The sequence below is a fragment of the Binatus sp. (SeqCode) genome (assembly GCF_049584895.1).
Classification (GTDB): Bacteria; Desulfobacterota; Binatia; order Binatales; family Binataceae; genus Binatus.
This window is the reverse complement of sequence record NZ_JBAUYR010000146.1, coordinates 17,202-43,423: the sequence shown is the minus strand read 5'-3', so window position 1 is coordinate 43,423 and position 26,222 is coordinate 17,202. Positions and strand designations below refer to the sequence as shown.

Annotated in this window: 24 protein-coding genes and 1 pseudogene; 20 read left to right on the top strand and 5 right to left on the bottom strand. The window is 57.2% G+C overall.

Annotated features, from left to right (window positions below; all coding sequences use genetic code 11):
- Window positions 1-49 precede the first annotated feature (49 nt).
- Window positions 50-529, bottom strand: a pseudogene (locus tag WB650_RS24090) (GAF domain-containing protein); the annotation flags it as partial.
- A gap of 108 nt (window positions 530-637) precedes the next feature.
- A complete protein-coding gene (locus WB650_RS24085; protein ID WP_423962340.1) occupies window positions 638-2,002 on the bottom strand; it encodes a purine-cytosine permease family protein in 1,365 nt (454 codons plus the stop codon).
- Window positions 2,003-2,319: 317 nt separating this feature from the next.
- Between WB650_RS24085 and pxpA the strand changes: the two genes are divergently transcribed.
- The 19 genes from pxpA (at window position 2,320) to WB650_RS23990 (ending at window position 22,297) form a co-directional block, all read left to right on the top strand.
- Window positions 2,320-3,045: a 5-oxoprolinase subunit PxpA gene (gene pxpA / locus WB650_RS24080; RefSeq protein WP_423962339.1), complete on the top strand. Its 726-nt coding sequence runs from the start codon at window positions 2,320-2,322 to the stop codon at window positions 3,043-3,045.
- 24 nt (window positions 3,046-3,069) lie between these two features.
- Window positions 3,070-4,443: an acetyl-CoA carboxylase biotin carboxylase subunit gene (locus WB650_RS24075; protein WP_423962337.1), complete on the top strand. Its 1,374-nt coding sequence runs from the start codon at window positions 3,070-3,072 to the stop codon at window positions 4,441-4,443.
- 27 nt (window positions 4,444-4,470) lie between these two features.
- Window positions 4,471-5,340 carry a 5-oxoprolinase subunit B family protein gene (locus tag WB650_RS24070; protein WP_422301746.1) on the top strand — a complete coding sequence of 290 codons (870 nt, stop codon included), beginning with the start codon at window positions 4,471-4,473 and terminating at the stop codon, window positions 5,338-5,340.
- Window positions 5,341-5,346: 6 nt separating this feature from the next.
- Entirely contained in the window at window positions 5,347-6,315 is a 969-nt protein-coding gene (locus WB650_RS24065; RefSeq protein ID WP_422301748.1) for a biotin-dependent carboxyltransferase family protein, read from the top strand.
- Window positions 6,316-6,324: 9 nt separating this feature from the next.
- Entirely contained in the window at window positions 6,325-6,543 is a 219-nt protein-coding gene (locus tag WB650_RS24060) for a biotin/lipoyl-containing protein (RefSeq protein WP_422301750.1), read from the top strand.
- A 44-nt stretch (window positions 6,544-6,587) separates the two neighbouring features.
- Window positions 6,588-7,247, top strand: a complete 660-nt coding sequence (locus WB650_RS24055; RefSeq protein WP_422301752.1) for an isochorismatase family protein — start codon at window positions 6,588-6,590, stop codon at window positions 7,245-7,247.
- Between the two features lie 173 nt (window positions 7,248-7,420).
- Window positions 7,421-7,669: a 4Fe-4S binding protein gene (locus WB650_RS24050; RefSeq protein ID WP_422301754.1), complete on the top strand. Its 249-nt coding sequence runs from the start codon at window positions 7,421-7,423 to the stop codon at window positions 7,667-7,669.
- A gap of 14 nt (window positions 7,670-7,683) precedes the next feature.
- Window positions 7,684-8,433, top strand: a complete 750-nt coding sequence (locus tag WB650_RS24045) for a hypothetical protein (protein ID WP_422301755.1) — start codon at window positions 7,684-7,686, stop codon at window positions 8,431-8,433.
- Window positions 8,434-8,506: 73 nt separating this feature from the next.
- Window positions 8,507-9,553, top strand: a complete 1,047-nt coding sequence (locus WB650_RS24040) for a leucyl aminopeptidase (protein WP_422301757.1) — start codon at window positions 8,507-8,509, stop codon at window positions 9,551-9,553.
- A 45-nt stretch (window positions 9,554-9,598) separates the two neighbouring features.
- The gene (locus WB650_RS24035) at window positions 9,599-10,396 is read left to right on the top strand and encodes an alpha/beta fold hydrolase (RefSeq protein ID WP_423962334.1); all 798 of its coding nucleotides are present in this window, start codon (window positions 9,599-9,601) and stop codon (window positions 10,394-10,396) included.
- A gap of 70 nt (window positions 10,397-10,466) precedes the next feature.
- Window positions 10,467-12,830, top strand: a complete 2,364-nt coding sequence (locus WB650_RS24030) for a xanthine dehydrogenase family protein molybdopterin-binding subunit (protein ID WP_423962332.1) — start codon at window positions 10,467-10,469, stop codon at window positions 12,828-12,830.
- Window positions 12,831-12,933: 103 nt separating this feature from the next.
- The gene (locus tag WB650_RS24025; protein WP_423962330.1) at window positions 12,934-13,587 is read left to right on the top strand and encodes a TetR/AcrR family transcriptional regulator; all 654 of its coding nucleotides are present in this window, start codon (window positions 12,934-12,936) and stop codon (window positions 13,585-13,587) included.
- A 662-nt stretch (window positions 13,588-14,249) separates the two neighbouring features.
- Window positions 14,250-14,783: a hypothetical protein gene (locus WB650_RS24020; protein WP_422300909.1), complete on the top strand. Its 534-nt coding sequence runs from the start codon at window positions 14,250-14,252 to the stop codon at window positions 14,781-14,783.
- A gap of 194 nt (window positions 14,784-14,977) precedes the next feature.
- Window positions 14,978-15,562, top strand: coding sequence for an NADPH-dependent FMN reductase (locus tag WB650_RS24015; RefSeq protein ID WP_422300910.1), 585 nt, complete (start codon window positions 14,978-14,980; stop codon window positions 15,560-15,562).
- 24 nt (window positions 15,563-15,586) lie between these two features.
- Window positions 15,587-16,891 (top strand): NtaA/DmoA family FMN-dependent monooxygenase, encoded by a 1,305-nt coding sequence (locus WB650_RS24010; protein WP_423962328.1) that lies wholly within the window; start codon window positions 15,587-15,589, stop codon window positions 16,889-16,891.
- 559 nt (window positions 16,892-17,450) lie between these two features.
- Window positions 17,451-17,837: a Fur family transcriptional regulator gene (locus tag WB650_RS24005; protein WP_423962347.1), complete on the top strand. Its 387-nt coding sequence runs from the start codon at window positions 17,451-17,453 to the stop codon at window positions 17,835-17,837.
- 96 nt (window positions 17,838-17,933) lie between these two features.
- Entirely contained in the window at window positions 17,934-20,144 is a 2,211-nt protein-coding gene (katG, locus tag WB650_RS24000) for a catalase/peroxidase HPI (protein ID WP_423962326.1), read from the top strand.
- 392 nt (window positions 20,145-20,536) lie between these two features.
- On the top strand, window positions 20,537-20,947 hold the full coding sequence (locus tag WB650_RS23995) for a Crp/Fnr family transcriptional regulator (RefSeq protein WP_422300673.1): 411 nt from the start codon (window positions 20,537-20,539) through the stop codon (window positions 20,945-20,947).
- Window positions 20,948-21,436: 489 nt separating this feature from the next.
- Window positions 21,437-22,297 (top strand): SDH family Clp fold serine proteinase, encoded by an 861-nt coding sequence (locus WB650_RS23990; protein WP_422300674.1) that lies wholly within the window; start codon window positions 21,437-21,439, stop codon window positions 22,295-22,297.
- A gap of 32 nt (window positions 22,298-22,329) precedes the next feature.
- Here WB650_RS23990 and WB650_RS23985 read toward each other — a convergent pair whose 3' ends face one another.
- Window positions 22,330-24,150: a flavin-containing monooxygenase gene (locus tag WB650_RS23985; protein ID WP_422300675.1), complete on the bottom strand. Its 1,821-nt coding sequence runs from the start codon at window positions 24,148-24,150 to the stop codon at window positions 22,330-22,332.
- Window positions 24,151-24,495: 345 nt separating this feature from the next.
- Window positions 24,496-24,741: a hypothetical protein gene (locus WB650_RS23980; protein ID WP_423962323.1), complete on the bottom strand. Its 246-nt coding sequence runs from the start codon at window positions 24,739-24,741 to the stop codon at window positions 24,496-24,498.
- A gap of 16 nt (window positions 24,742-24,757) precedes the next feature.
- Between WB650_RS23980 and WB650_RS23975 the strand changes: the two genes are divergently transcribed.
- A complete protein-coding gene (locus WB650_RS23975) occupies window positions 24,758-25,369 on the top strand; it encodes a methyl-accepting chemotaxis protein (protein ID WP_423962321.1) in 612 nt (203 codons plus the stop codon).
- Here WB650_RS23975 and WB650_RS23970 read toward each other — a convergent pair.
- Window positions 25,289-26,218, bottom strand: coding sequence for an SAM-dependent methyltransferase (locus WB650_RS23970; RefSeq protein WP_422300678.1), 930 nt, complete (start codon window positions 26,216-26,218; stop codon window positions 25,289-25,291). The two genes, WB650_RS23975 and WB650_RS23970, sit on opposite strands and share 81 nt — an antisense overlap.
- Window positions 26,219-26,222 lie beyond the last annotated feature (4 nt).

Below are 26,222 nucleotides of genomic sequence, written 5' to 3'. Positions count from 1 at the left end.
CGATCGCGATCTGGTCGGCGATCCTTATCAGCAGTGAAATCTCATCTCTGTCGAACGATTCCTCATGCTTGCGATCGACGTTGAACGATCCAATCGGCTTTCCCTCGATCATCAGCGGGATGATCGAACTCACATGCATTCCTTCCCTGACCAGAGGTTTGTCTTCGAAGAAAGCGCTGGCCGCCTCGAGCCTGCTGAAACATGGCTGACCGGAATCGAAAACTTGTCCAACCCTGCTGCCGCAGTGGGGGATAAACCACCCCTTGCCGACATGGCTTCCTTCCTGCAGTGCCAACGCTACGATTTCGAACTGATCTCGTCGGGAATCGTAAATGGCCAAGCTCGCGCGATCGATCTTCAAAAGCCGGCCGAGAACCTGCGCGATCGTCTCGAACAACGACTCAGGATCGAGTTTTGTTGCAAGAAGATTCGCGATATCGAGCAACAATCGCTCGACGCCGACGACGGTTTCCGTGGCCGCCGGCGCGCGGACCGTTTGGATAGATTCCAAAACGTCACTCAAATCCATGAATTCTGCACCCCAAAAGGGTTAAAATTTCTTAACTGGATCGAAAGTAGGTCACAGCGTAGAGGAGTGTCAAGAACTCGCACTGCATAAAAAACTTTTTTCCATTGACTAATTTTGCATTTCGAGTTTTTCTGCGTATCGTTGCTTTCTCATCCTCGCCAGCATTAGTGCATACACGCAGAAGGCCAGCACTGCGGTGGTTGGTGCGGAAAATGACGCCGCCATACCGCTCATATTCGCCAGAATTATTCCGACTGCGGACGACGCGAACCAGGCGATCAGCCCCTGTGCGTGAAACGATTGAACCTCCGCATTGGACAGGCTCTCTGTGTCCAGTGCTTCATCGGCCGGATGAAGCAGCATGTGCGCAACCGCGATTGCGACCCACGCGACGACGAAGATCCCTTGGTACGCAAGGGCTTGGAGTATGTAGCTGAATACATTGGTCAGCATCAAGAGAAAGACAATTACGCCCACGATGATCGCCCATCCGAAGCGCGAGATATGAATGTGCAGAATCCGTTCGCCGAAGGCATGCATATTGGTAGTGGCGAGGTAAAAATTTGCCGTATTGATTCGCGTCTGGCTCACCCAAATGAAGAGCAATCCGAAGACCCCCATCAATTCCAACAGCGAGAAGACCACCGAAATCTCAGAAACGCTGCCATGGGTACCCATCGTTCCCGCCAGGAATATGCCGGCGGTCCCATTGATCAAAAAGATGAATACATAGAATAGCCAACCGAAATTGATTTTCGCGTGATACTCAATATCCTCCAGTTTGCCTAGTCGTGCATAGTCAAATGTATACATCATGACGATCCATACACCCATCAAGTAGGTAAAGCTGCTCCATGTTCCTGTCACGCTCGCGGCGCCTGAATTCGGACCCATGTGTAGCCAGGTCGAGGTCAACCCGACTTTTTCTATGGCGGCGGCGACTGCGCCAAAAAGTCCCACCAGATAGAACGGCAGAAGCACGCCGTTTAACTTGTCGAGCCAGCGTTGGACGCTGCCGAAAATCAGGAGAACGCTGTACGAGACCACGATTAGGTACACAAACGTCAGACTGATAGCGGGAACGAACGAATGTATTGCTACCGCGATAACCGATCCTTCGAATACTCCGTAGTAAATCGCAGTCGCGAAGAAAATAACTGTCGCAATCGCCGCCCCCGCTTCGCCGAACAGAATGGGGGAGAAAAGCGCCACCGAGAGGCCAGTTCTAATCGCAAACCGGACGATCACGGCGTTAACCAGGCTGTAGACTATTGCTGACAGCCCGAGGCCTAGCAGCGCGTTCTGCGTTCCAAAATTCACCGCGAGGGTTGCTGCCACCACCAGCCAGAACATCGCGCTGCACATCGCCCACCACGCCATCGTGAGGGCGCCTCTCGGCATCCGCGCGTTATACGGAACCGGAATTGCCGAATAATCGATGTCCACTTCCCTGTCGTTCTGAAATTCGGCCATAAATTCTCCTAACGGACATCAAAGTGATTGAAAACGTACGAATCGACAACAAAGACGGTGCCGTCCGCACGTCCTTGAATTCCCGGCGGCCGCGATCGGAGCCACCAAGAATCCTCGACCACGAATACGCGTTTGGACCCGCCGAAATTGGAACCCGATCCGTAGCGGAGAGGTTTTTAGGCGGGGCCATCATCGATTGAGGGAAAAACGAACCACCGAATCCGTAGCATGCAACTTGTACCTCGACAAGACGAAAGCACGACCTTTCTGTAAATTGGCGACAAAGATCTTTCGTCCGAGATAATGGAGACGACGCGATGGCGATTGGAATCAACTGCGATATGGGCGAAAGCTTCGGCATCTACAAAATGGGCAACGACGTCGCGATCATGCCGTTTGTCACGATTGCCAATGTGGCTTGCGGCTTTCACGCCTCCGATCCATCCGTGATGGCGCAAACCGTGCAACTGGCCAAACGGCACAAGGTTAAAGTCGGCGCACACCCTTCGCTCCCGGACCTCGTCGGATTCGGACGCCGCGAGATGCAGATACATCCCGACGAAATAACCGACTGCATCATCTACCAGGTCGGGGCGCTGCGAGGGTTCCTCGAGCGCGAAGGGGTGCCGCTGAATCACATCAAGCCGCACGGCGCTCTCTATGGCATGGCGGCGCGTTCGGCCGAGGTCGCGAGCGCCATCGCAAGAGCCGCTATGGTTTTCGGAGTACCGCTAGTTGGTATGTCGGGCACGCTTCAGGAAGAAATATATACGGCCAAGGGCGTAGCCTTCATCGCGGAATTCTATGCCGATCTCGACTACGCCAGGGACGGCAGCCTGATCATCACGCGGGAGCATGCGGCGGTTGCGCCGAAAGTGGCGGCTGAGCGCGTCTTGCGAGCAATCAAAGACGGGGTCGTCAAATCGATCGATGGTCCCGACGTAGGCGTCCGCGTCGAAAGCGTATGCGTTCATTCAGATACACCCGGCGCGGTTGAAGTCGCCCAGGCGGTGCACGAGTGCCTCGCAAATTATCTCGACTAAAGTGATCGGATCAGTCGGGGAGCAATGGCCCGCAACCTACGCAAAATTCTTATCGCCAACCGCGGCGAGATCGCATGCCGCATAATCAGCAGTTGCCGAAAACTTGCTATCAAAACAGTTGCGATCTATTCGGACGCCGACAAGACCTCAATGCACGTAAGTCTCGCCGATGAGTCTCAGCACGTGGGTGCTTCGGCCGCCAGGGATAGCTATCTCAGTTACGATCGGATCATCGAGGCCGCCAAACTCGCGAACGCCGACGGGATCCATCCCGGCTACGGTTTTCTTTCTGAGGACGGCGACTTTGCGCGGGCAGTGATTGAAGCTGGGTTCGTTTGGGTTGGTCCCACACCGCAAACAATCGACGACATGGGCGACAAGGATCGAGCCCGAATGCTCGCTCAGGCCGCCGGGGTTCCGGTTTTGAGCGGTAGCACCAGGTTTATGCTGGGAAGTCTCGATCGATTAGCCGAGGCTGCCGCGAAAGTTGGCTATCCGCTGTTGATAAAGGCGGCAGCTGGCGGCGGAGGGATCGGGCTGCGGCGCGTCGATCAAGCTTCGGAGCTCGAGAAGACGGTGCGGACTGCCCAGGAGTTTGCGGCGAAGTCTTTCGGCGATCCCGGAGTCTATCTGGAACGCTACATCGAGCCCGCGCGTCACATCGAGATCCAGCTGTTTGGCTTCGGCGAAGGCCGCTCGGTGCATCTCTTCGAGCGCGAATGTTCGATTCAGCGGCGCTTTCAGAAAATCGTCGAGGAGAGTCCCGCTCCACGACTCGAGCCATCGGTACGAGACGCAATGGCTGCGGCTGCCACCGCACTCGTGCGGCAGGAGCGCTACGCCGGCGTCGGAACGGTAGAGTTCGTGGTCGATTCGAAGGGCTCGTTTTATTTCATTGAAATGAATACGCGGATTCAAGTCGAGCATGCTGCGACGGAGATGATCACAGGCCTCGATCTCGTCGAGCTGCAAATCCGGCTTGCCTCAGGTGACGCGCTGCACGGGTTGACGCAAGCCTCCATCGCGGCCTCCGGTCACGCTATCGAGTGCCGAATCTACGCCGAAGATCCTTCCCGAAATTTTCTGCCGTCGCCGGGACGGCTCACCGTATTCGAAGCTCCGAACTCGATGCCGGGCATCCGAATCGACACGGGCTTTCGCGAGGGCGACACGATTACCTACTTTTACGATCCGCTGATTGCGAAAGTGATCGCGCATGGCGCGAACCGGGAGGCGGCACTGGACTCGATGACGACCGGCCTGAACCGCTTCCGAATCGACGGACCGAAAACCAACATCGGTTTTTTGCGCAAGCTTTTGGTCCATCCGGAATTCCGCGCCGGCAACACCTTTACGCGTTTCGTCGATACCTATATGAGCGAGCTGCTGACGAGCTGAGTAGACGCCGGCTGTGGGAACACGCGTTTGATTTACCTCGAGCCAAAATTTCTGCCGGGCGGCGACCGCTTCGTGCTCATCGAGTTTGGCAACGAGATGAATCTCGAACTGAACTTCATCGCGCAGGGCCTCGCAGCAATGATCGCATCGCAAAAGATCGCTGGTGTCGTCGAGACAGCGCCGAGTTTTGCGTCGTTACTGATTCGCTACGATCCCGACAAGGTCTCGTTCGAGGATTTGCGCCGCGAGATGACCGCTCTGATTCGATCGCTCGGGCCCTCAGGTGACATCGTACTTAACTCACGACTCATTTATCTTCCGACCACCTACCTGGATCGATGGACGCGCGAATGCGTCCAGGACTACTGCCACAAGATCAAAGTCAAGGAACCGGATCCGGAATTCGTTGCTCGTATCAATGGACTCGCTGACACCAGTCAGCTTGTGCGGGTTCATTCGGGCACCGAGTATTGGGTAGCTGCGCTGGGCTTTTGGCCGGGACTGCCGTTCATGATGGCGCTCGATCCCCGATGCGCCATCACCGCACCGAAGTACAATCCGCCGCGTACCTGGACACCCCAAGGCACCGTAGGAATGGGCGGCGCCTCGACGGCGATCTACCCGGTGGCAACCCCGGGCGGCTATCAGATCTTTGCGCGAACTCCCGTCCCTATCTGGGATAACGAGAAGCGCTTCCCTGTCTTTCACGACAGTATCGTGTTGTTTCGCGCGGGCGACCGGGTGAAGTTCGTACCGATCGACGAACAGGAGTTCGAGTTCATCGAAGCAAGGGTCAAGGAGGGAACCTACGTCTACAATGTCGTCGAATACCAGAAGTTCTCGGTCAAGGACTACAAGTCCTGGATTGGAAGTCTGGCCAAGGACCGTCGCTTCTAAGCAGTCATGATCGACGTCGTTAAACCAGGTCTGGAAACTTCGGTGCAGGACTATCCTGGCCGCATAGGCTATTGGGCGCAGGGATTTCCGCCGTCGGGTCCGATGGATGACTGGTCCTTTCGTCTCACCAATTTGCTGGTCGGAAATTTGCCCGGCGCCGCTGCTCTCGAATGCCAGTTCGTAGGCCCGACGCTCAGATTTCGCGACGCGGGCGTTATAGCTATCGGCGGCGCTGACATGAAACCGACGCTCGATGGCAAACCCTGTCCGATGTGGGAAAGCATAGCGGTTAAGGCCGGCGAGATCCTCGCTCTCAGCTTTGCCGTCGTGGGTGCGCGCGCTTATATCGCGGTTGCCGGCGGTATCGATACTCCCCCCTGGCTCGGCTCTTGCTCAACCTTTCATAAGGCTGGCGTTGGCGGAATCGAAGGTCACGCACTCAAGGCGGGGCAGATAGTACCAGTGGGAAATGGGAACGGGCGGGCAGGGCGCAAACTCAAGCCTGAGGCGCGTCCTTCATTCGCCACCGGCAAGAAGTGGAACATCGAGGTAGTGCGCGGACCGAACGACGATTGGATCGATCAGGATGGTCATCACCGCTTTTTGTCGAGCGACTGGAAGCTTTCCTCCAAGAGCGATCGCACGGGCTTTCGTCTCGAAGGACCGCAATGGACATTCACGTCCAAGGCGACGGACAAAGCGCCTGAGCATGGCTCCGAGCCGTCGAACATCATCGACCAGGGCTATCCTATCGGCGCGATCAACCTTGGTGGCCAGACGCCGATCATACTCGTCAACGACGGACCTAGTATGGGCGGGTTCATCAATCCTTACACGGTTCCTTCGGCGGCGTTTTGGAAGCTGGCCCAGGCGAGGCCCGCGGAAATCCTGCGCTTCGTCGAGCAGAGCGTTGCACAGGCGCAAGCGCTGCGGCGCAAGATCGACGCCCTTTGCACTGAAAGCAGCATTCTTTAGATTCATCGCATGGCAGAAGAAGTCATCACGCAGGTTCCAGGTAACGTTTGGAAGGTGCTGGTTAAGCCGGGCGATACCGTCAAGGCCGGCGACGTGCTTTTTATTCTCGAGGTGATGAAGACCGAAGTGCCGCACGAGGCGACTCAGGATGGGACCGTGCAGTCAGTCAACATTCACGAAGGGCAAGAAGGAGTGGACGCGGGAATGATCGCAGTTGCGATCGCGTGAGCTACGTTGCAGCATAAGGTTAACCCTCGAAAAGGATGCGAGTAATGGCAACTGAGAACAAGGAAGAAATCCTGCGTAACAGCGGCTTCGGAAATCGAATCGGCTTTGGTACACGCCCGGCGTTGCTGGTAGTCGACATGCAGATCGGTTTCACCGATCCGGAAAAGTCTCCATTGGCCGGGAACCTGGCTTCCCAGGTCGGCGCGATTCGCGAGCTTTTGCCGACGGTTCGCCGAGGCCAATGGCCCGTGATTTTTACTACTACCGGTTACAATCCAAATGGACAGGCTGACGCCGGTTTGTGGGCCCGCAAGGCTCCGAGCTTGCGCCTTTTAAAGCTTGATTCGGACCTGGTCGAGATCGATCCACGCTTATCGGTTGAGGCGGGCGACCTCGTTATCACCAAGCAGTATGCGTCCGCTTTTTTTGCTACTCATCTGGCGTCGACCTTGACCGCGCTGGCGGTCGATACTCTGCTCGTGACCGGCTGCACGACCAGCGGATGCGTGCGCGCGAGTGTGGTGGACGCGGTCTCGCACGGCTTTCGTCCCATAATCGTGGTCGAGGGAGTGGGAGATCGGGCCCGGGAGCCGCACGATGCCAGCCTGTTCGACATGGACCACAAGTACGGCGACGTGGTCCCACTCATCGAAGTGATACGTTACCTCGCCAAGCTCGGCCCTAACGACCGCCAGGCGCCGTAGTCGCTTCGCAGGTTCGACCCTCGCGCCGTCCGCAATCGAATTCCGCTCAAGCGCACTCGCCATCTGAACTATGGCGGGCGCCTTGACATATTCAAAAAGTGTTAGCTACTGTAACGACCAGTGCAGAACTCTGTAACGATCAGTGCAGAAGCGTTTTCACTTCGGTGCCTGCGATGAAAAAGGTCCTCGTAATAGACATCGACACCTGCATCGACTGCGGTGTTTGTCGCGAAACCTGTCCGTTCAGCGCGGTCGTATGCGCACCGACCGTCAGGCATCACTACGCGATTCTCGCTGACAAATGCCGCTGGTGCGCCGGACCCGGCAAGGCGCCGTGCGACGTTTATTGCCCGGTACCAGGCGCGATCGTGCCCGGCACCTTTGACGAGACCCAGGAACTTAAATTCGTTTCGATTCCTTAAGAGGCGGATCGCTAATGCGCGGAAAAGACTTTTTCAGAGAGATGGAGGCGCTCGCCAAACCGATCGCGCAGGCTACCTACGAGTCGACCTGCGAAAATTACTCGAACCTCAATGACGACCAGCAGTTTCGCTTGCTCGGGCAATTCTGGTTTATCGAAGCGCCCGTAATCGCAAATTTTTCCCGATCGTGGTGGAACGCCATCCCCCGCGATCCGAGCGGCAAATATCGCGACGTCGAAATGTTCCTGGCGCGCCAGCTCTACGATGAGTCGCGGCACGGAAAGCTCTATGCCGACGCGTGTATCCGCAAAGGATTCGTGCAAAGCGAGCAGGAACTCTGGACTCATCCGTACTGCAGGCCGGTTCCGGGATGGCTCAACTTCGAAATGTGGCTCGAGCATCTCGGCAATTTCAACTTCACCACGCTCTACGCCGGTGAGCAGATGGCTTCGGAGTGTTTGACCTTTCCGCAGCTTTTGAAAGCCGCGATCAAAGTCATCGAAGATCCGATCGTTCGCTGGGTGTTTGAAGCACAATGGGATGAGGAATCATTCCATGGCATGACCGGCCGCTACGTCGTGACGAAGTATTGCCAAAGCCAGCTGCAACAAGACGAGGCTGCATGGGCGGCGCAAACTACATGGAGGCTGCTGAGCACTGCCGCGGACGATCTGGTCAAGTTTATCAAGGAAGGCGAAGTTACGCCGCGCCCCGAAATCAAAAGCGATCTGGCGTCGCTCAAACCCAGGCTCCTCAATGGCTGAGCGATAATGAAGCTCGCGATCTCTGGTTCGAGTGATCCAGCTCGCCAACCAACCTCACCAGGGAGGTAAGTGTATGAGCAACGGATTGGATATGAGCGATACGATCAACCTCTTCCGCAAGGAACTCGTGCTTTGCGGCGTCAAGGAAGGGCAGACCGTTGCGGTACTATCGGAGCAAGGCAGCAATAATGAGTACGCCACGGCGTTCATGTCCGCAGCCAAAGCTTTGGGCGCTAACACCTACAACGTAAATGCGTTGTCAGCGAATGTCGGCTTGGACGCTAAATTCGGCAACCTGGGTCTCAATTGCCTCAACGGTAATCGTCCAGCGATTGAGGCGCTCAAACAAGCCGATCTCATGATCGATCTGGCCCTCCTGTTATTCTCCAGGGAGCAGCAAGAGATTCAGGCTGCGGGGACGCGGGTTTTGCTCGTGGTCGAACCATTGGACGTTTTAACCCGAATGTTCCCCACCAAGGAACTGAGGGAGAGAGTTGAAGCCGGTGAACGCCGGCTAAAGAAAGCAAAGCATCTGCGATTCACGAACGAAGCTGGGACCGATGTGATCTATGACCTGGGAAAATACGGTGTTCTTACCGAATACGGATATACCGACACTCCAGGAAGGTGGGATCATTGGCCGGGCGGATTTCTGGCTACTTCTGCCAGCGAGGATGGAGTCAATGGCAAAGTAGTGATGGCGCAAGGCGATATAATCTATCCGTTCAAGAGTTATGTTCGCGATCCTATCGAGTTCACTATTCGAGAAGGCTACATAGTCGACACCAAGGGAGGACTCGATGCACGTTTGGTCTCGGACTACATGGCTAGCTTCAGGGATCCGAAAGCCTACGCCGTGTCTCACATCGGATGGGGCCTTAACCATACTGCCGTCTGGACCAGCCATGCGACCGGAGTAGGCGGTATAGGAATGGACGGTCGCGCCTTTTATGGAAACGTGCTGTTCTCGACTGGTCCTAACACTGAACTGGGCGGCAATAACGATACTGCGTGCCATATGGATCTTCCGATGCGCGACTGCACGCTCTACCTGGATGACGAACTCATCGTGAAAAAAGGCGAAATCATTCCGGCAGACATGCGAGCACCAGCTCGTTGAATTCAAGGTCCGGCAGGGCGGTTGCCAATAGTGGGGTGAGTATCCGTGACGAAACCGATTTCAGAAGCGGAAATGGTGAGTGTTGGCGAACTAAGCTTGGCAGTTCGTCAGTGGGGTACCGGCGAAACTTTACTTCTGGTGCACGGACTCGGGGCCAGTTCGCGGCTTTGGATCAATCAGGTCGAATTTGGCGATCGGTTCCACGTTGTAGCTGTTGATTTACGTGGCTTCGGCCTTTCGGGCAAGCCTAAAAGTCCTGGCAGCTACTCGATCGAAAAATTTTCCAATGATCTGTTTCATCTAGCCGACAAGCTCGGCGTCAGCAAGTTTCATTATCTGGGCACTTCAATGGGCGGGTTCATCGGTCAAGCGATGGCGCTAAGAAGCCCTCAGCGAATAACCAGTCTGATGCTTGTCCATACTGCCGCCAAGTCAAGTATCCCGCGCGATATCCTTGAAGTTCGCCTCAAGGCTTTGAAAGAAATGTCTATGACGGACTATGGAAAGCTGGTGGCGGAACAAGCCCTCGCCGAGGGCAAGCAGTCAAGGATATTCGACTGGCTAGTCGCCATGATCGCAGCAAACGATCGCGAAGCCTATGCCAGGGTTCTGACCGAAGGCCTTAGTGGATTCGACTTGAGCAAGGAGTCTTCCAGGCTCCAAATGCCCGTTCTGGTCATCGTCGGAGATACCGATCGGGTCATTCCACCTCAAGCCGGTTACGCACTCGCTGAAGGAATCCAGGGTGTCGATCTGCATACCCTGAAGAACGCCGGTCACATTGGTTATGCCGAACAACCTGCCGCCTTCAACGAAATAATACTATCGTTTCTTGGCGGCTAAGGACTTCGGGATGCGCGCAACGCAGGCCGCGCTTTTGAACTGAAGTATAAGTGCTATCGGAGGATCGGGAATGGGAGCAGGTAAGCTCGTAGGACAGAGTGTCAGGCGAGTCGAAGACCCGCGCTTTCTGTTGGGCTCGGCAAACTATGTCGACGACGTCAAGCTCCCGGGTACCTTGCACATAGCATTTGTACGCAGTCCTCATGCGCATGCGAAAATCAAGAAGATCGATATCGAGAAGGCGCGCAAAATGGCTGGCGTGCGCCGTATTTTTACCGGCGCCGAGATCGCCCCTCATTTGAAACCTCTAGGTCTTCCGTTTCGCGAGGAAGTCTTCCCCAAAAGCGTGTTTAAACAGTGCACCTGGCACTCTATGGCGGTCGATAAAGTCCGCTTCGTGGGCGAGCCGCTCGCAGCTGTAATCGCCGAGAGCCGATATCTAGCCGAAGACGCGACCGAGAATATCGAAGTCGAGTACGAGCCGCTTCCTGCCCTGGTCGACCCCGAACAGGCGATGCTCCCGGGCGCGGCGCTGCTGCATGAGGAGCTTGGCACCAACGTCATTATGCAGCTTGCCGCCAATATCGGCGAGGTAGACGAAGCTTTCAAGCGAGCCGACCTGGTTTTGCATAATCGCTTCACCACCAGTCGCCATGCTGCGATACCGATGGAAGGGCGCGCGACTCTGGCTAAAATCAATGCCGAAGGCGAAATCACTCTATGGTCCTCGACGCAGATGCCGCACCTTGTGCGTAGCCGAATCGCAGACCTTATGAACTTCCCCGAACAAAAACTTCGCGTCATTGGACCCGATGTCGGTGGAGGATTCGGACTAAAGTGTCATATCTTCCCCGAGGAAATTCTCACCTGCTACTTCGCGCGCGCGCTTCGTAAGCCTGTGAAGTGGACCGAAGACCGGCGCGAGCATCTTATGTCGTCGTTCCACGCCAAGGATGACATCGTTTATTTCGACATAGCCTTTGCAAAGGACGGCACACTGCTTGCGATGAAGGGAAAGGTGATCGGCGACTCCGGCGCGTACAGCGCGGACCCATGGCCTGCGCCCTTTGAGTCCCTTCATCTTGGAGCATCTCTGCCGGGACCTTACCGGCTGAAGAACTTTTCGATGGAAGTTAATACTGTATGCACGAATAAGGTCAGCCTCAGCACCTATCGGGGAGTAGGTCTTCCCGGTGCAGTCTTCGTGGTCGAGCACACCATGGATTTGGCGGCGGCAAAGCTGGGCATTGATCCGGTGGAAATTCGCCGCAAGAACCTGATTGCGCCCGACGAGTTTCCTTACACGACGGTAATGAACGAGCAGTACGACAGCAGCAGCTCGACTGACGCTCTATTACAGGCGGTCGAGCTCGCCGACTACAAGAGCTTCAAGCGGCGTCAGCAGGATGCGCTCGCGAAGGGAAAATATATAGGCATTGGCATTTCGACCTACATCGAGCCGACCGGCCTTGGTTCGCGCTTTTGGAAACCATACGGCATCCAACACTCTCCGTATGAGGCTGCGAACCTGCGCATCGACCCAAGTGGTGGCGCGGTGCTCAGCGTCGGTACTTTCTCGCATGGCCAGGGCCACGCCACAACCTACGCCCAACTTGCCGCCGATCAGTTAGGCCTCGAGGTCAAGGACATCGCCTTCGTGCAGGGCGACACTCATATGACGCCCTACGGTTGGGGCACGTGGGGCAGCCGCAGCATTGTCTCGGGCGGTGGAGCGGTGGTAAATGTCGCGCAGAAAGTACGTGAAAAGATTCTGCGCGTTGCCGGTCACTTGATGGAAGTGAGTCCAACCGACCTTGAAATCGAAGCCGGCAAAGTAAGCGTTAAGGGCGTACCAGGCAAATCCATCACCATCAAGGAAATCGCGAGAACGGCCGTCTTCTCTATCTACAATATGCCTCCGGATGAGGCGCCGGGACTCGAGGCGACGTACTACTACGACCCTCCTCCTTCCTGCTACGCAAACGCGACTCATGTCGTCGAGGTAGAGGTCGACCGGGAAACTGGTTTGATAAAGATTCTCCGCTACGTGGTAGTCGAGGACTGTGGCAAGAGAGTCAATCCCGTCATCGTGGATGCGCAGATCATCGGTGGGATAGCGCAGGGGATCGGAATGGCTATCTTCGAGCAGTTTCGCTACGACGACGCCGGCCAACTGTTGACGACCTCCTTCATGGATTATCTGATACCCACCGCAGCGGATATTCCGCACGTTGAGCTTGGACACATCGAGACGTTGTCGCCGCTATCTGCTCATGGCATAAAGGGATGCGGAGAGGGTGGAACGATAGGGGCGCCCGGGGCTATAGTTAACGCGGTCGCAAATGCGTTGGCTCCGTTCAATGCCCAAATAATGGATTTGCCCCTTACGCCGGAACGTGTTTGGAAGCTTGCTCATCCTGATGGTGCAGTCTGAGAGGGTTGTTCAATCAGCGAAAGCATGTTGATCCGATGGCCCTGGAGAAGGATCATATGGCATGGTTTTGACCCCCATTCCGCGCAGAAACCGAACCGTTGAGTTGGGCGAGCGCTCACGTCGTCGCATCCGCGAAGTCGCGTCTGCGCTTATGGCCGAACGCGGCTACGTAGGTACCAGTGTTTCTGCGGTAGCTAAACGATCGCGCCTTCCTGCCAGCTCCTTGTACTGGCACTTCGGCAGCAAGCAAGGGTTGTTAGCCGCGGTCGCAGCCGAGGGTGGTGCTCAATGGTTGCAGTTGATTCCTGAATGGGAGGACTTGACCGGGTCGGTCCTCGAACGCCTGGAGAAAATGCTTCGCGAAATCTCTCGCCAACTCAGTGGACGGCGAGATTTGATCAAACTGTTGCTGACCCTCTACATCGAGCGCGATCGCATCGACCAGGCTTCGGTTCGAACGATTCGAGGAGTTCGCAGGGCAGCGCTTGCGAAATTTCAACCCGCGATGAAGGCCTTGATCGAGTCGTTGGGCGGCGCCAGCAATCAGTTCTTCATCGACGAACTGAGTAATTTCGCGCTCTCCTTCGCCAATGGATGTTTCATGGATCATGAGGTCGATCCCGAGGCCACCAACCTCACCCGCCGCTTCGATCAGTTATTACCGGCAGTGGTGGCAGTTGCGAAAGCCTACGTCGATCGCCCGTCAATCTCGGCCAGGAAGCTCAAAAAAAAGCTGAAGTACATGAGTTCAAAATGAGATGACGTCGGCCGCTTCCCGACGCGCCCGCGGAATAATGATCGCGACTATTTTCGTAACCAGTTACGAAATTTCGTACCTCAAGTATCCGGACCTCCAATAAAGCGTGACTAATTAACGGCCGAGGTAACAAATTTCGCGATAGTCTCTTGGCATGTATATTGCGCTCCGCCGACAGTAAAACAGTCGGCCGGATTGTCTGATTCTACCGAGACATGGAGGAAGGCCTTGAAAAATTTTATTGGACTAGTCCTGTCCCTGGCTCTAATGTTGGTAGTTGCGGGTTGTTCCTCCACCGCCCAAAACACCAATGCCGCCGGCGCAGCGACCGATTCGGCCGCCGAGAATACCACCCCTAACCTCGATTTCGCCGCAAAATGCCCCGGAGTTCACTATGCGAAGCTGCAGGCCTGGACTGATGACCAGGTTATGCAGCAGGAACATATCAAACAGGGCGATATCCCCGCTTGCGAGCAATGGATAGCTAGTCAACCGCCGGGGTATGTCCCGCCCAGACCTTCGTGGTTGCCCACTGGAGCCACGGCGAACGCCCCTTATGAAGGTCGAGGCAATGCGGGCGCTGGGCCTGGCCTCGGTCCGCCGCCTGCTCAAGTAGCCCCGTAGTTGCCTGTGCGCGCTTCGTTCAGTCGAGGGCGGTACAGATGAATTTGCCGATCATGAGCGAGGGCACGCAAACCAATTTCTGGCGCGTCGCTATTTGCTCTTTCTTGCTGTTCGCGGCTAGCTGCTCGACTGAACAAGAAAATCAGCCGCTTACTTCTGCACCCCCTGGCGCAGCGGCCCAAAAGCCTGATGTCACCGGGAATCTCTCGGGACTGTGGGTTGGAAAGACGAGCACGGGTGGTCTGATCGGGATGCCCGGATTAACGCGCTCGATAAAGCTCGATCTACAACAGACGGGAGAAAAGATAACTGGTACCTACCACTGTTATTCTGGCAAATCGTCCAACTCCTTCTGCCGCAATTTTGACGAAAAAGGATCGATACAAGGAGAAGCGCATGGGACCAGGGTCAACCTGAATATACAGGTGCTACCCGATGCATCAAACTGCATTTATACGGGCATCCTGGATTACAACGGAAACGGCAATTACGTTTGTTATTGGCAGGGGAGCATTGTCGAACAAGGTACCTGGCAACTAACTCCCGCCTATCCTCCAACGCCACGCTCCTGACTCGTCAATTCCTAGACAATGTTTGTCATCGCTCACGAGATTTCGTAAGTGAAGTCTGCGCCGGACCGACGTCCGCTTTAGAGTTAATACCGAGAACACTCAGTCTCCTGTAGATTAATGGCGAGGCTGAGATGGCACGCCAGTTGCTACGCTGGTACACCGTCGTCGACGTATAGGTTCGATCAGGTTCAATTTTGGCCAGACTCATCGCGATTCTAGGTAGCGTTACGCCGCCCGGCCGGATGTTGAAGGCGCTCCAATGGACGCTTCAAGTCCGCACTTCAGGTGACGGCGGAGGTTTCGAAAGCGAGTTAATCAACCTGGCTGATTGCCGGGTCGCGTTCGCGGACGGCCGCCCGCCCGAGAAATACGAAGACGACACTGCCTCCATAGTCGCTCGGGTCAGCCAGGCCGATGGGGTAATCCTTGCAAGCCCTGTCTATCGAGGCTCTTTCACCGGTGCGCTGAAAAACCTTCTCGACCATCTGCCCATTGAGGCCTTGACCGGTAAGCCGGTTGGAATCGTGGCGATGGGCGCGACCAATCATCATTACCTAGGCGTGGATTGGCATTTACGCGACGTGCTGGCGTGGTTCGGGGCAATTGTAGTGCCGACCAGCGTGTATCTTTCGTCCTCCGATTTCGTTGATGGGAATCTTTCCGAAGAGGCCCAGCGCGACTTGTCGAGTCTCGTCCATGCCCTGTACCGACTCAAACTGATCACACCCTCGCCCGGCGAGTACCTGGGCCCCCGCCCGCTCGCGTCGCGGCGTAGCTGAAAAGGAATAGAGGAAGATAAGGATATGGCAAATAAGAAATTTCACCTCGGTTGGTTCATGAATTTCGTTTCAGACATATGGAACGAACCATTCGCCAGTGGCGGCTCCCCCTGGGACGGCCAGTTTTATGTCGAAATGGCGAAAACGCTCGAGCGCGCCTGTTTCGATTACATCATGGTCGAAGACAAGCTCTGCGTTTCTGAGTCTTTAGGAGGCACCGCCGAAATCTATTTGAAGCATGGCCTCGCACCCAAGCACGATCCGGCTCCGCTTGCGGCTGTTATGGGCTACGCCACTTCGCGACTCGGCATCGTCATAACGATGTCGACCCTCGGATACCCGCCATTCCTTCTCGCCCGTCTGAGCTCCACTTTGGACCATATCTGTCGCGGACGATTCGGATGGAACATCGTCACCAGCGCTGAGGACCTTGCGGCCCAGAATTTCGGCCTGGACGTGTTGCCCGATCGTAAGATCCGCTATGACCAGGCAGATGAGTATATGGACCTGGTCAACCAGCTTTTCGATTCGTGGGAACCCGACGCGGTGGTCATGGATCGGGAAAAAGATGTCTATGCGGACTATAAGAAGGTCCATCCGATCAATTTCAAAGGTAAGTTCTTCAAGAGCCGCGGACCGCTTAACACAGTGCGCTCACCGCAGGGACACCCAGTATACGTGCAGGCCGGTGGTTCCGACCGCGGTCGCGAGTTTGCCGCTAAGCACGCCGACTCGATCATCACGCTAGCCGACGGTATCGAAGGGATGAAGTGGTATCGTGACGATATCCGGGCACGTGCGAAGAAGCATGGACGCAACCCCGATGACATCAAGGTACTATTCCTGGTGATCTGCAACTTGGGTGCGACCGAAGCGGAAGCGCGCGCCAAGCGAGAGACGATGGCCAAATCGCCGGCCTTTGTCGAGCAGACCTTGGCCCTCGTTTCGGCGATTACTGATATCGATTTCATGAAATATGACCTGGACAAGCCGCTGCCGAAGTTGACGACCAACGGCGAGCAGGGCTCACTCGACAAGTTTGCACAATGGGGAACCAATAAAACTCTGCGGCAGCTTACCTACGAGTCGACCGAATTTGAATCTTCGATCGAGTTGATAGGAACCCCCGACCAGATGGCGGACCAGATGGGTCAGATTATCGAACAAGTTGGTGGCGACGGCTTTCTGATAACTACCCATAACCAGCGCGTCAGCCGGAATCAAGTAATCGAAGTGACTGAAGGCCTTGTTCCAGCTCTTCAGCGCCGAGGACTAATGCGGACGTCCTACACTTATCCGACGTTGCGCGAAAATCTCAGAGAATTTTGAGGCATAAATGCGCGACACCTGATGCCAACGAACGGTCCCCGCATGAGATAACGTAACCGATTCGCCCGAGTTGATCCGCTGCGAGGGTAGTCATACCTCCACCACGGAACGGATCAAACACGATCGCGCCGCTTCGTCCACGCGGCGATGACCAGAAGACCGACGTCGACAATGTCGATCCGACCTTCGAATCAAGCACTTTTCCCACTCGACCCTTCCCTCACCATCGGACTGTGAACAGCGGCCAGAATTGCGTTGCGAGTTTACTGAGACCCGAAGGTTGACAATCTTACATGATGTGAGTACGCGTCAGTAGTTAGTTGCAGGTGAGTGCGGATATCAGCTGAACCTGCGGATTATTGAAGGTGTCGGTCGGGAATAATATTCGTCTGCGGGTGGTCTGGGATCCGTACGGTTGCTCGACGAGGAGTGGCTTATGCGAGAAGTCCGGCTGGTGGATCGACGGTGGCGTGAGAGGTACTCAGTTCAACGACTCGGCGAGTTCGTCGCGCGGTGTCGTGAGCGCGGGATTGCCGTCACACCCCAGAGGCTTGCCGTCATCGGAGCCCTGCTCGCCTCGGAGAGCCATCCGAGTACGGACGAGATCTGTACTGCTGTCCGTCGCAGGAATCCCCACGTATCATTGGCCACAGTCCATCGGATCCTGGAGCAATTTTGCGAAGTCGGAGAGGCGCGCAAGGTAACGCTCCTGCACGATGCCGCGCGCTATGACGGCAACGTCGAGCCTCATCACCACGTCGTTTGCATCCGATGCAGACGGCTACATGACATAGAGATACCCGAAGTGGACAAGCTTCTCGAAGGTACACCCAGTCTGGGACAGTTCACACTGTTGCGCTGTTCGCTGGAGATCGAGGCTCTCTGCAGGCGGTGCCAGCTTGCCGAGAAGCGAATGCAGGCCAAACACCGCACCACATCAATCTGAGATCTGTGTATCGGTCCGAATAGAAACGTCAGGGTTAGTAGTAAAGAAGAAACAAACGAGACAATTTCCTGAACGAAAATCGAGAGGACAACGAATATGGCAATTGATCACGATCTATCAACCGGCAAATGCCCGGTATCGCCCGGTGCTCGCAGAAACGCAGCGCCCGGAAACCCGACCAATGCGGACTGGTGGCCGAATCAGCTCAACCTGAAGTTCCTGCACCCGCAGTCACCCTTGGCCGATCCTATGGACAAGGACTTCAACTATGCAGAAGCATTCAAGAGTCTCGACCTGAATGCCGTCATCAAAGACCTCCACGCCTTGATGACGGACTCGCAGGATTGGTGGCCGGCCGACTTTGGCCACTACGGCGGGCTGTTCATTCGCATGGCGTGGCACAGTGCAGGCACGTACCGCATCCACGACGGCCGCGGTGGCGCCGGAGCCGGCCAGCAGCGTTTCGCGCCGCTGAACAGCTGGCCAGACAACGCGAACCTCGATAAGGCTCGCCGGTTGCTCTGGCCGATAAAGGAGAAGTACGGCCGGAAAATCTCCTGGGCCGACCTCATGATTCTCGCCGGTAACGTCGCGTTGGAGTCGATGGGCTTCAAGACCTTCGGCTTTGGCGGCGGGCGCGAGGATGTCTGGGAGCCCGATGAGCTTTACTGGGGGTCTGAGCGCAAGTGGCTGGCGGACGAGCGCTACAGCGGCGACCGTGAGCTCGCGCTTCCCTTGGGCGCTGTTCAAATGGGCCTGATTTACGTGAATCCGGAAGGGCCTAATGGAAACCCGGACCCAGTCGCTGCAGCGCGGGATATCCGGGAGACGTTCCGCCGCATGGCAATGAACGACGAAGAAACGGTCGCGCTGATTGCCGGCGGTCACACCTTTGGCAAAACCCACGGCGCGGGCGATGCGGCGCTGGTGGGCCCAGAGCCGGAAGCCGCACCAATCGAGGATCAGGGCCTCGGCTGGAAGAGCAAATATGGCACGGGCAAAGCGGGTGACGCGATCACTAGCGGCATCGAAGTCACCTGGACCACGACGCCAACGAAATGGAGCAACGACTACTTCAAGCACCTGTTCAGCTACGAATGGGAACTGACCAAGAGCCCGGCCGGTGCGAATCAGTGGCAACCAAAAAACGGTGCAGCTGCCGGTACGGTGCCGGATGCGTATGACAAGTCAAAGCGTCGCGCGCCAGCCATGCTGACCACTGACCTGGCTTTGCGGCTCGATCCTGCTTACGAAAAGATCTCGAGGCGCTTCTACGAAAATCCTCAGGAGTTCGCAGATGCGTTCGCCAAGGCGTGGTACAAGCTGACGCATCGCGACATGGGACCTCGCTCGCGATACCTCGGCCCGCTCGTCGCCAAGGAGCCCCAGCTGTGGCAAGACCCTGTTCCCCCGGTCGATCATGAATTGATCGGGGAGCGAGACATTGCTGCTCTGAAGGCCGACATCCTCAAATCCGGATTGTCCATCTCTCAACTGGTCGCGACTGCCTGGGCGTCGGCGGCGTCGTTCCGCGGGACCGACAAGCGCGGTGGAGCGAATGGGGCCCGGATTCGCCTTGCACCGCAAAAGGATTGGGAAGTGAACCAGCCGGCTGCACTGGCGAAGGCCCTGCAGACACTCGAAGCGATCCAAAAGAAGTTCAACGCTTCACAGTCGGGCGGGAAGAAAGTTTCGCTGGCCGACCTGATCGTTCTTGGCGGCTCCGCAGCCGTCGAGGAAGCTGCGAAAAAAGCCGGGCACGACGTGAAGGTTCCCTTCTCCCCGGGGCGCACGGACGCGTCGCAGGAGCAGACCGATGTGACCTCATTCGCCGTACTCGAGCCGACCGCAGACGGGTTTATCAACTACCTCCGGAAAGGAGACCCAATACCGGCCGAGGAACTGCTGGTGGATCGCGCGCAGTTGCTGACGCTGACAGCCCCCGAGATGACAGTTCTCATCGGTGGCTTGCGCGCGCTGAATGCAAACTTTGGGCAGGCCAAGCACGGCGTCTTCACCAAGCGGCCGGAAACGCTCACCAACGACTTCTTCGTCAACCTGCTCGACATGAGCACGCAATGGCAGCCGTCCGCTGGCGCCGAAGGCGTCGTGTACGAGGGGCGTGATCGGAAGACGAACGAGGTCAAGTGGACCGGAACCCGTGTCGACCTGGTCTTCGGCTCGAACTCGCAGCTACGCGCCCTCGCGGAAGTCTATGCGAGCGCGGACTCGAAGCCGAAGTTTGTGAAAGACTTTGCGGCGGCGTGGACCAAGGTGATGAACCTGGATCGCTTTGACCTCGCCTGAGGCTCGGCGGTCTATTTAGTCCAGGTAAGATTGCCATCGATCACGACCCACAACCTCCGCCTGAAATGGGGAGTTTGCTGGAATCGAGGTCGGTGATGATCGGTCCTTCGCGGAAGGCGTCGCGACCGTCGAACGATACGCCGTGTACGTTTCAGTATTCAACTTGCCGCTCGCTACATCTTGTATAGAAATCGTATTTGGTGTTAATTATTACCGTGAAGCTGTTTCACAGATATAAGGCGATTTCTGAAAGCTCAAAGAATGTGAAATCCGCTTTACTCGCTCACGCGAGAAGGCTCAGCGACTCAGCCCGTCGCCGCAAGGCCGACAAATCCTTGCTCAGACGATACCGGGGTCCGCGCGGAAGATCGCACCTGATCAATGCTTTGATTGTGCAGCTGCTCGTTCGCGACCGCGACCTCGCCGAGGCAATCGCGCGGCGGGTGAGACTCGAAGAGGTGACGGTCGGGACCCGTCTGATCAAGCAGGGCTCCTTCGACTCGGATCTGTTTCTCATACTGAAGGGGTCGTTTTCGATTTCGATCGATGGGCGCGTCGTCGCTCACAAACGAGCTGGTGACCACGTCGGCGAGATGGCCGTCGTCGATCCGCACACCCCGCGCTCTGCCTCGGTCATCGCAACCGTCGATTCGGTTGTCGCTCGCATCGAGGAGTCCGATTTTTCCGCGCTGGCGGATCGGTATCCCCGACTCTGGAGGAGAATCGCGCTCGAACTGGCCCGCCGATTACGCCGCGAGAGTGCCGTCGGACGCTTCCGCGAAAAGGCGCATCGCACCGCCTAGGTTTGCCTGGCGGATTTTGCTTACCGGCTGACGCGCAGTCAGCGGCTCGAAGCGCTTCAAAGTGGCCCGAAACAGGGTCGTACAGCAACGATGCGCGAGGCGATTTTGCACATCCCACAATGCCGGTGGCGCTCGAATACCGAGTCCGCTCGCTGGAAAGGTCTTCGACGAAACTGGCGAGCCGCTCTACGTCCAAGCCGCCGTGAAAGACCGGCGGCGGTATCGGTATTACGTATCACGAGCGCTGGTCAGAGGTTCTAAAGTTGAGGGACAACGTGATGGCTGAATAGATCGTTTCGGAACTCGCGGGAGCACGCGATTCCGCATTCCCGCCCCTGTATTAGCCACCAGATATGCACCTGTGATAATTGTGTCTTGTCACACTTGCGTCTCCGCTCAGACCATCGACATGTTCGCGTAGAGGAGTGCTGATCGCCGCGCCGCCATCTACAGCCCGACACATCTCATCGACTCGCCGAGGACTTCACCATGGAAAACGCCGGCAATTTCTTTTGGCAGCTACTCTGGTTCTTTTTCATGGTGTCCGCGCTGCAACCCATTATACAGCAGCACGTGCTGGAAGCCGCGCGCCGCCGCAGACTCGCGGGCTTTGAACGAAAGCGGAACTCGCGCGTGATCGCGATGGTCCATCGCCAGGAGACAATGCGTTTCCTGGGGTTTCCTGTTGTCCGCTACATCGACATTAACGATTCCGAAGAGATCCTGCGTGCTATTCGCCTGACGGATCGCGATGTGCCGATCGACATAGTCCTCCACACGCCGGGAGGTTTGGTGCTCGCCGCGCTCCAGATAGCCCGGGCTCTCCGCGAGCATCCCGGCAAGGTGACTGCTTATGTACCTCATTATGCGATGTCCGGTGGCACTCTGATCTGCCTGGCAGCCAATGAGATCGTCCTATCGTCACACGCCGTAATGGGACCGATCGATCCGCAGCTCGGCGAGTCTCCGGCCGCGTCATTAATCAAAGTAGTCGAACAAAAACCGATCGAGCGGATTTCAGACCAGACCCTGATCATGGCGGATGTGGGACGTAAGGCGATCGAGCAGGTCCGCAAGGCCGCTTTTGAGTTGCTGGACGGCAGACTACCCAAAGAAAAAGCGGAGGAACTCGCACAGAAGTTGTCGGTAGGGACCTGGACCCACGACTATCCTATCGGCGCCAGGGAGGCGAAGGGGATGGGCCTCAACGTCAATACCGACATGCCAACGGAGATTCTGGATTTGCTTTCGCTGTATCCGCAGCCGACGAGGACAGATTCAGGCGGAGTGGAATACTTGCCCGGACCGCGTGTCGGCCGGCAGGCGAGCAGCAATAGTCGCAGTAGTTAGCTTTGCGCGCGAGAAACGATAAGACTCGCTGCTCAGCCCAACTCGAGGCCTTCGAGGTCACCCTTCTCGCGCCACTTCTTCATCAGTGCGTTGAACGCGTTGATGCCCGGCGCGTACGCGTTGGCGCCAAAGCCGTCGGCACCAGGTTCGAAATGGCCCTCGTTGTTGTAGTAGCCCGGCGTGCAGTTCGTCAGGAAGCGCGCCGCGACAACAGCGAGGCGTTTGATTTCCGCGACCCATTCTGTCTCCGCTTCTTTAGTCGGATGCGAGTAGCGAAGGCCCCGGTCCATCACCTGTTTGATGATGTAGCCGATATGCTGAGCCTGGTCGTCCAGGACCGAGGTCAGGTTAACCGAAGCGCCGTTCTGCGACTGCCCCAGGATGAAGCAGTTGGGGAAGCCGTGGCTGGAGAAGCCGTGATAGGTCTTCATACCATCGGCCCAGTAATCGGTCAAGGTGACGTCGTTCATCCCGATCACTTCGTAGCCCGCGCGCCGAGTCCATGCCGTGCCGACCTCGAAGCCGGTGGCGAAGATGATGCAATCGACTGGATACTCGACGCCGTTCGCAACGATTCCGGTCCTGGTGATCCGCTCGACGCCCTGACTGTCGCTGGTGTTGATCAGTTTGACGTTCGGCCGGTTGAAGGTTGGCAGATAGTCATCGTTGAACGTCGGCCGCTTGCAGAACTGGCGGTACCAGGGCTTCAATGCCTCGGCAGTGGCCGGATCGGTGACGGTTTGGTCGACCCGTGCGCGGACGCCGTTCATCTTCTGAAAGTCGGCGATTTCCATGAGCATCGCTGTCTCGCGCTTCGAGAGTTCGGCTGCGCGGGCGGATTTCTTCGCAGCGATCCCGAGGTTACGGAAGATGTCGGTCCAGCCGTCGTTGACGAGATCCTTTTCGACCGGAACGCCGATAACCATGTTGTTGAAGTTCTCGCGCCGCTCCCGTTGCCATCCGGGCTTCAGGCTCCTGGCCCATTCGGGATCGGTGGGTTTGTTTCCCCGCACGTCCACTGACGAAGGGGTGCGCTGGAAGACGTAGAGCTGCTTGGCGTGCGCGCCGACGAACGGCACGCATTGGATGGCCGTAGCGCCGGTGCCGATAACCGCCACGCGCTTGTCGGCGAGCTTGGTCAGGCGGCCCGAGTGGTCGCCCCCGGTGTACTCGTAGTCCCAGCGGCTGGTGTGGAAGGTGTGGCCCTCGAACTCGTCGATGCCGGGAATGGCGGGCAATTTCGGTCGGTTGAGCGGACCGGTAGCCATAACCACGAAACGGGCCCGCATCGCATCGCCACGGTCGGTCGAGACGATCCAGCGCGCGGCGTCCTCGTCCCAGCGCAGTTCCGACACCCGCGTCTGGAAACATGCGTTGTCGTAGAGGTGGTAATGCTCTGCGATACGCCGCGAGTGCTCGTAGATTTCGGGCGCAAACGAGTACTTCTCCTTCGGCATGTAGCCAAGCTCTTCGACCAGCGGCAGGTAGCAGTAGCTTTCGATGTCGCATTGGGCGCCCGGATAGCGGTTCCAGTACCAGGTGCCACCGAAGTCGCCGCCGGACTCTATTATTCGAACGTCCTTGATCCCAGCTTCGTGGAAGCGCGCGCCGGCCAGCAATCCGCCGAAGCCTCCGCCGATGACTATTACATCGACCTCGTCGGTGAGCGGAGCGCGATCAAAAGGTTTGACATAAGGGTCATCCAGATAGTGAGCGAATTTGCCGGCAACTTCGACGTATTGCGCATTGCCGTCGGTGCGAACGCGCTTGTCGCGCTCCTGCCTGTATTTCTCACGCAGGGCGTCCGGATCGAAATCCAGTTTCAGATCAGCGATAAAGCTCGAATCTTCCATATCTTATCCCACTTGTCTTTCATCGTTCGCGCGTGAAGCCCAGATCTCCATCCTTACCGTACACTGCAGAGCAGAGACAAGTTCGCTGCCTTGGTCTCTCCGCTTACCCCCTGGTTTGGATGGGCTCAAGATCGAAGCGGTGTGCTGCGCGCAGCCGCTTCAGCTGGTCTTCACCCAATATCCGTAAGTCAGGCGCGTAACGCGCCGGCTTCCGGCCACTCCGGCGTTATTGCACAGTACTCCATAGCTGCTGACCGGCTGTTGCGCGGAGGCAGGCAATCCGGCCGCGTTAGACGTGCTTCGCGTGCTGCGACTTTTGCGCCTGCGAATCGAATATCGAGCTGATCATTTCTTCGGCTCCTTACCTGATCCTTCCAGCTGCACGCTCTTCTCGAAGCTGGGTTCGAGGTTATCGTCGATCATCAGGATCCCCTTGTAATTCATCGCCGCGGTCGGCGCGAACATTACCGATATCTTGCATCTGCCGGCCGGCATGCCTTTCCCCTTCGGGCCGAGGTCGTCGTCATCGCACGCCTGAGTCACGCTGAACGGACTCGTCACGCCTGTTTCCATCTCGATCAGAATCGGCAATGGGATTTTCTTCTTCTTGATCCTGCCCGCGTTGATAACCTCGACCGACTCGATTCTGTTCGTTCCGACTTCGATCTCGCCAAAGTTGAGCCTATGCGGCGTAACCTTCAGCTTGCCGGTCACAGGAGTAGGTGAAGCAGTCGGGGTTGCGGTCGTCGCGGTTGCGGTTGCCGTGGCAGTCGGGGTCGCCGTCGGGGCTGCGGTCGTCGTCGCGGTCGCAGTCGTTGCAATCGAAGCAACTACTTTGAAGCCCTCAGAAGCGCTCGACGGATCGTATCGGCAGCATCACCGAGATGAGCAAGGAGCTCGCGCCGAGCAAACCGACATACTTGCGATCAACGCTACCATCGTGGCGGCGGGCGCCGGCGAATGGGGCAAGCGATTCGCCGTGGTCGCGGACGAAATTCGCAAGCTCGCGGATCGTGTGAGTATTTCATCAAGCGAGATACGCCAGTTGCTGGACAACATCCGCGCCTCCGCCAGTTCCACTATCGCCGCGACCCAGGACGGTTCTTGCGCTAACGAAGGGCCTGGAAATGGCAGGCTGTCACGGTTTGGCGAAACTCAGGAGCACATGACGAAGGCCGCCGTCGAGAAGACCCCGCCGCATCAGAGAATGCACCTGTAGCGATTCGCGCGCCTTCAAACTCCGGGCGGGACTCGCGCCTGTTTCCTGCGCCTCCACACGGATGAGCGCCATCGTCGTTCCCCAGAAGTTAGCCACGAGCCGGGAGACTTCCTCGAGCCGCTCGAATATCAATCCGGCCCCTCGCGCCGCGCCCAGGTACTCCTCGACCGCGCCGATTCGCGCGCACCAATACCGGTCGAACGGCGCCCGGTACGCCTCCTGCTCAACAAAGCAGTCGGCGATGAACATGCGTCCTCCGCGGCGCAACAGTTCCGCGCCGCGACGGAACCACGCCCGGCGGCTGAGATAGCAGGAACTGTCCAGGGCGATGATTGCATCGAATCGGTCCTTGCCCGGCACTTCGACGGCATCGCACAGGAACGGATGTACCTGCAAGCCGACTCCAGCCTCTGCCGCAAAGCCTGCCACCAGCGCCACGTGCGAGGGAGCGATTGTGACCGCGGTAACTTCGGATCCGAATTCCTGGGCCCAGAAAATCGCAGCGCCACCGAGCCCGCAGCCGACGTCGAGTACCTGTCGAAACGCGATTCTCCGCAGCTCCCACAGGTCCGCCGAATCTCTCAGCATTCGTTCCTGCGACTCCCGGAGTTTGTCACGCAATTGCGCAGCGGTAGTTTGGCTGGCCGGCTCGTCAAGGAAGCCGGTATGAAAATGCACGAGGGGCCCGGGTCCATAGCGGCGCAGGATCGATTCGGTCTTGCGCTCGTAGTACGAGGCGACCGGGTTGGAAGCGATCGCCATCGGAACCGATGGCTGGCTTTGATACTCCGCTTCAACGGAGCGCTCGATCGAGCTCTCGTCGCGGGTCAGGCGGCCTTGTCTTGCCAATGAA

Excerpts from the sequence above, each read along its gene's own strand:
- katG (WP_423962326.1), top strand. The coding sequence starts at position 17,934 with ATGGCAATTGATCACGATCTATCAACCGGCAAATGCCCGGTATCGCCC.
- WB650_RS24040 (WP_422301757.1), top strand. The coding sequence starts at position 8,507 with ATGAGCAACGGATTGGATATGAGCGATACGATCAACCTCTTCCGCAAG.
- WB650_RS24020 (WP_422300909.1), top strand. The coding sequence starts at position 14,250 with ATGAATTTGCCGATCATGAGCGAGGGCACGCAAACCAATTTCTGGCGC.
- WB650_RS24075 (WP_423962337.1), top strand. The coding sequence starts at position 3,070 with ATGGCCCGCAACCTACGCAAAATTCTTATCGCCAACCGCGGCGAGATC.
- WB650_RS24055 (WP_422301752.1), top strand. The coding sequence starts at position 6,588 with ATGGCAACTGAGAACAAGGAAGAAATCCTGCGTAACAGCGGCTTCGGA.
- WB650_RS24065 (WP_422301748.1), top strand. The coding sequence starts at position 5,347 with ATGATCGACGTCGTTAAACCAGGTCTGGAAACTTCGGTGCAGGACTAT.
- WB650_RS24010 (WP_423962328.1), top strand. The coding sequence starts at position 15,587 with ATGGCAAATAAGAAATTTCACCTCGGTTGGTTCATGAATTTCGTTTCA.
- WB650_RS23990 (WP_422300674.1), top strand. The coding sequence starts at position 21,437 with ATGGAAAACGCCGGCAATTTCTTTTGGCAGCTACTCTGGTTCTTTTTC.
- WB650_RS24060 (WP_422301750.1), top strand. The coding sequence starts at position 6,325 with ATGGCAGAAGAAGTCATCACGCAGGTTCCAGGTAACGTTTGGAAGGTG.
- WB650_RS24085 (WP_423962340.1), bottom strand. The coding sequence starts at position 2,002 with ATGGCCGAATTTCAGAACGACAGGGAAGTGGACATCGATTATTCGGCA.
- WB650_RS23985 (WP_422300675.1), bottom strand. The coding sequence starts at position 24,150 with ATGGAAGATTCGAGCTTTATCGCTGATCTGAAACTGGATTTCGATCCG.
- pxpA (WP_423962339.1), top strand. The coding sequence starts at position 2,320 with ATGGCGATTGGAATCAACTGCGATATGGGCGAAAGCTTCGGCATCTAC.
- WB650_RS24050 (WP_422301754.1), top strand. The coding sequence starts at position 7,421 with ATGAAAAAGGTCCTCGTAATAGACATCGACACCTGCATCGACTGCGGT.
- WB650_RS24045 (WP_422301755.1), top strand. The coding sequence starts at position 7,684 with ATGCGCGGAAAAGACTTTTTCAGAGAGATGGAGGCGCTCGCCAAACCG.
- WB650_RS24030 (WP_423962332.1), top strand. The coding sequence starts at position 10,467 with ATGGGAGCAGGTAAGCTCGTAGGACAGAGTGTCAGGCGAGTCGAAGAC.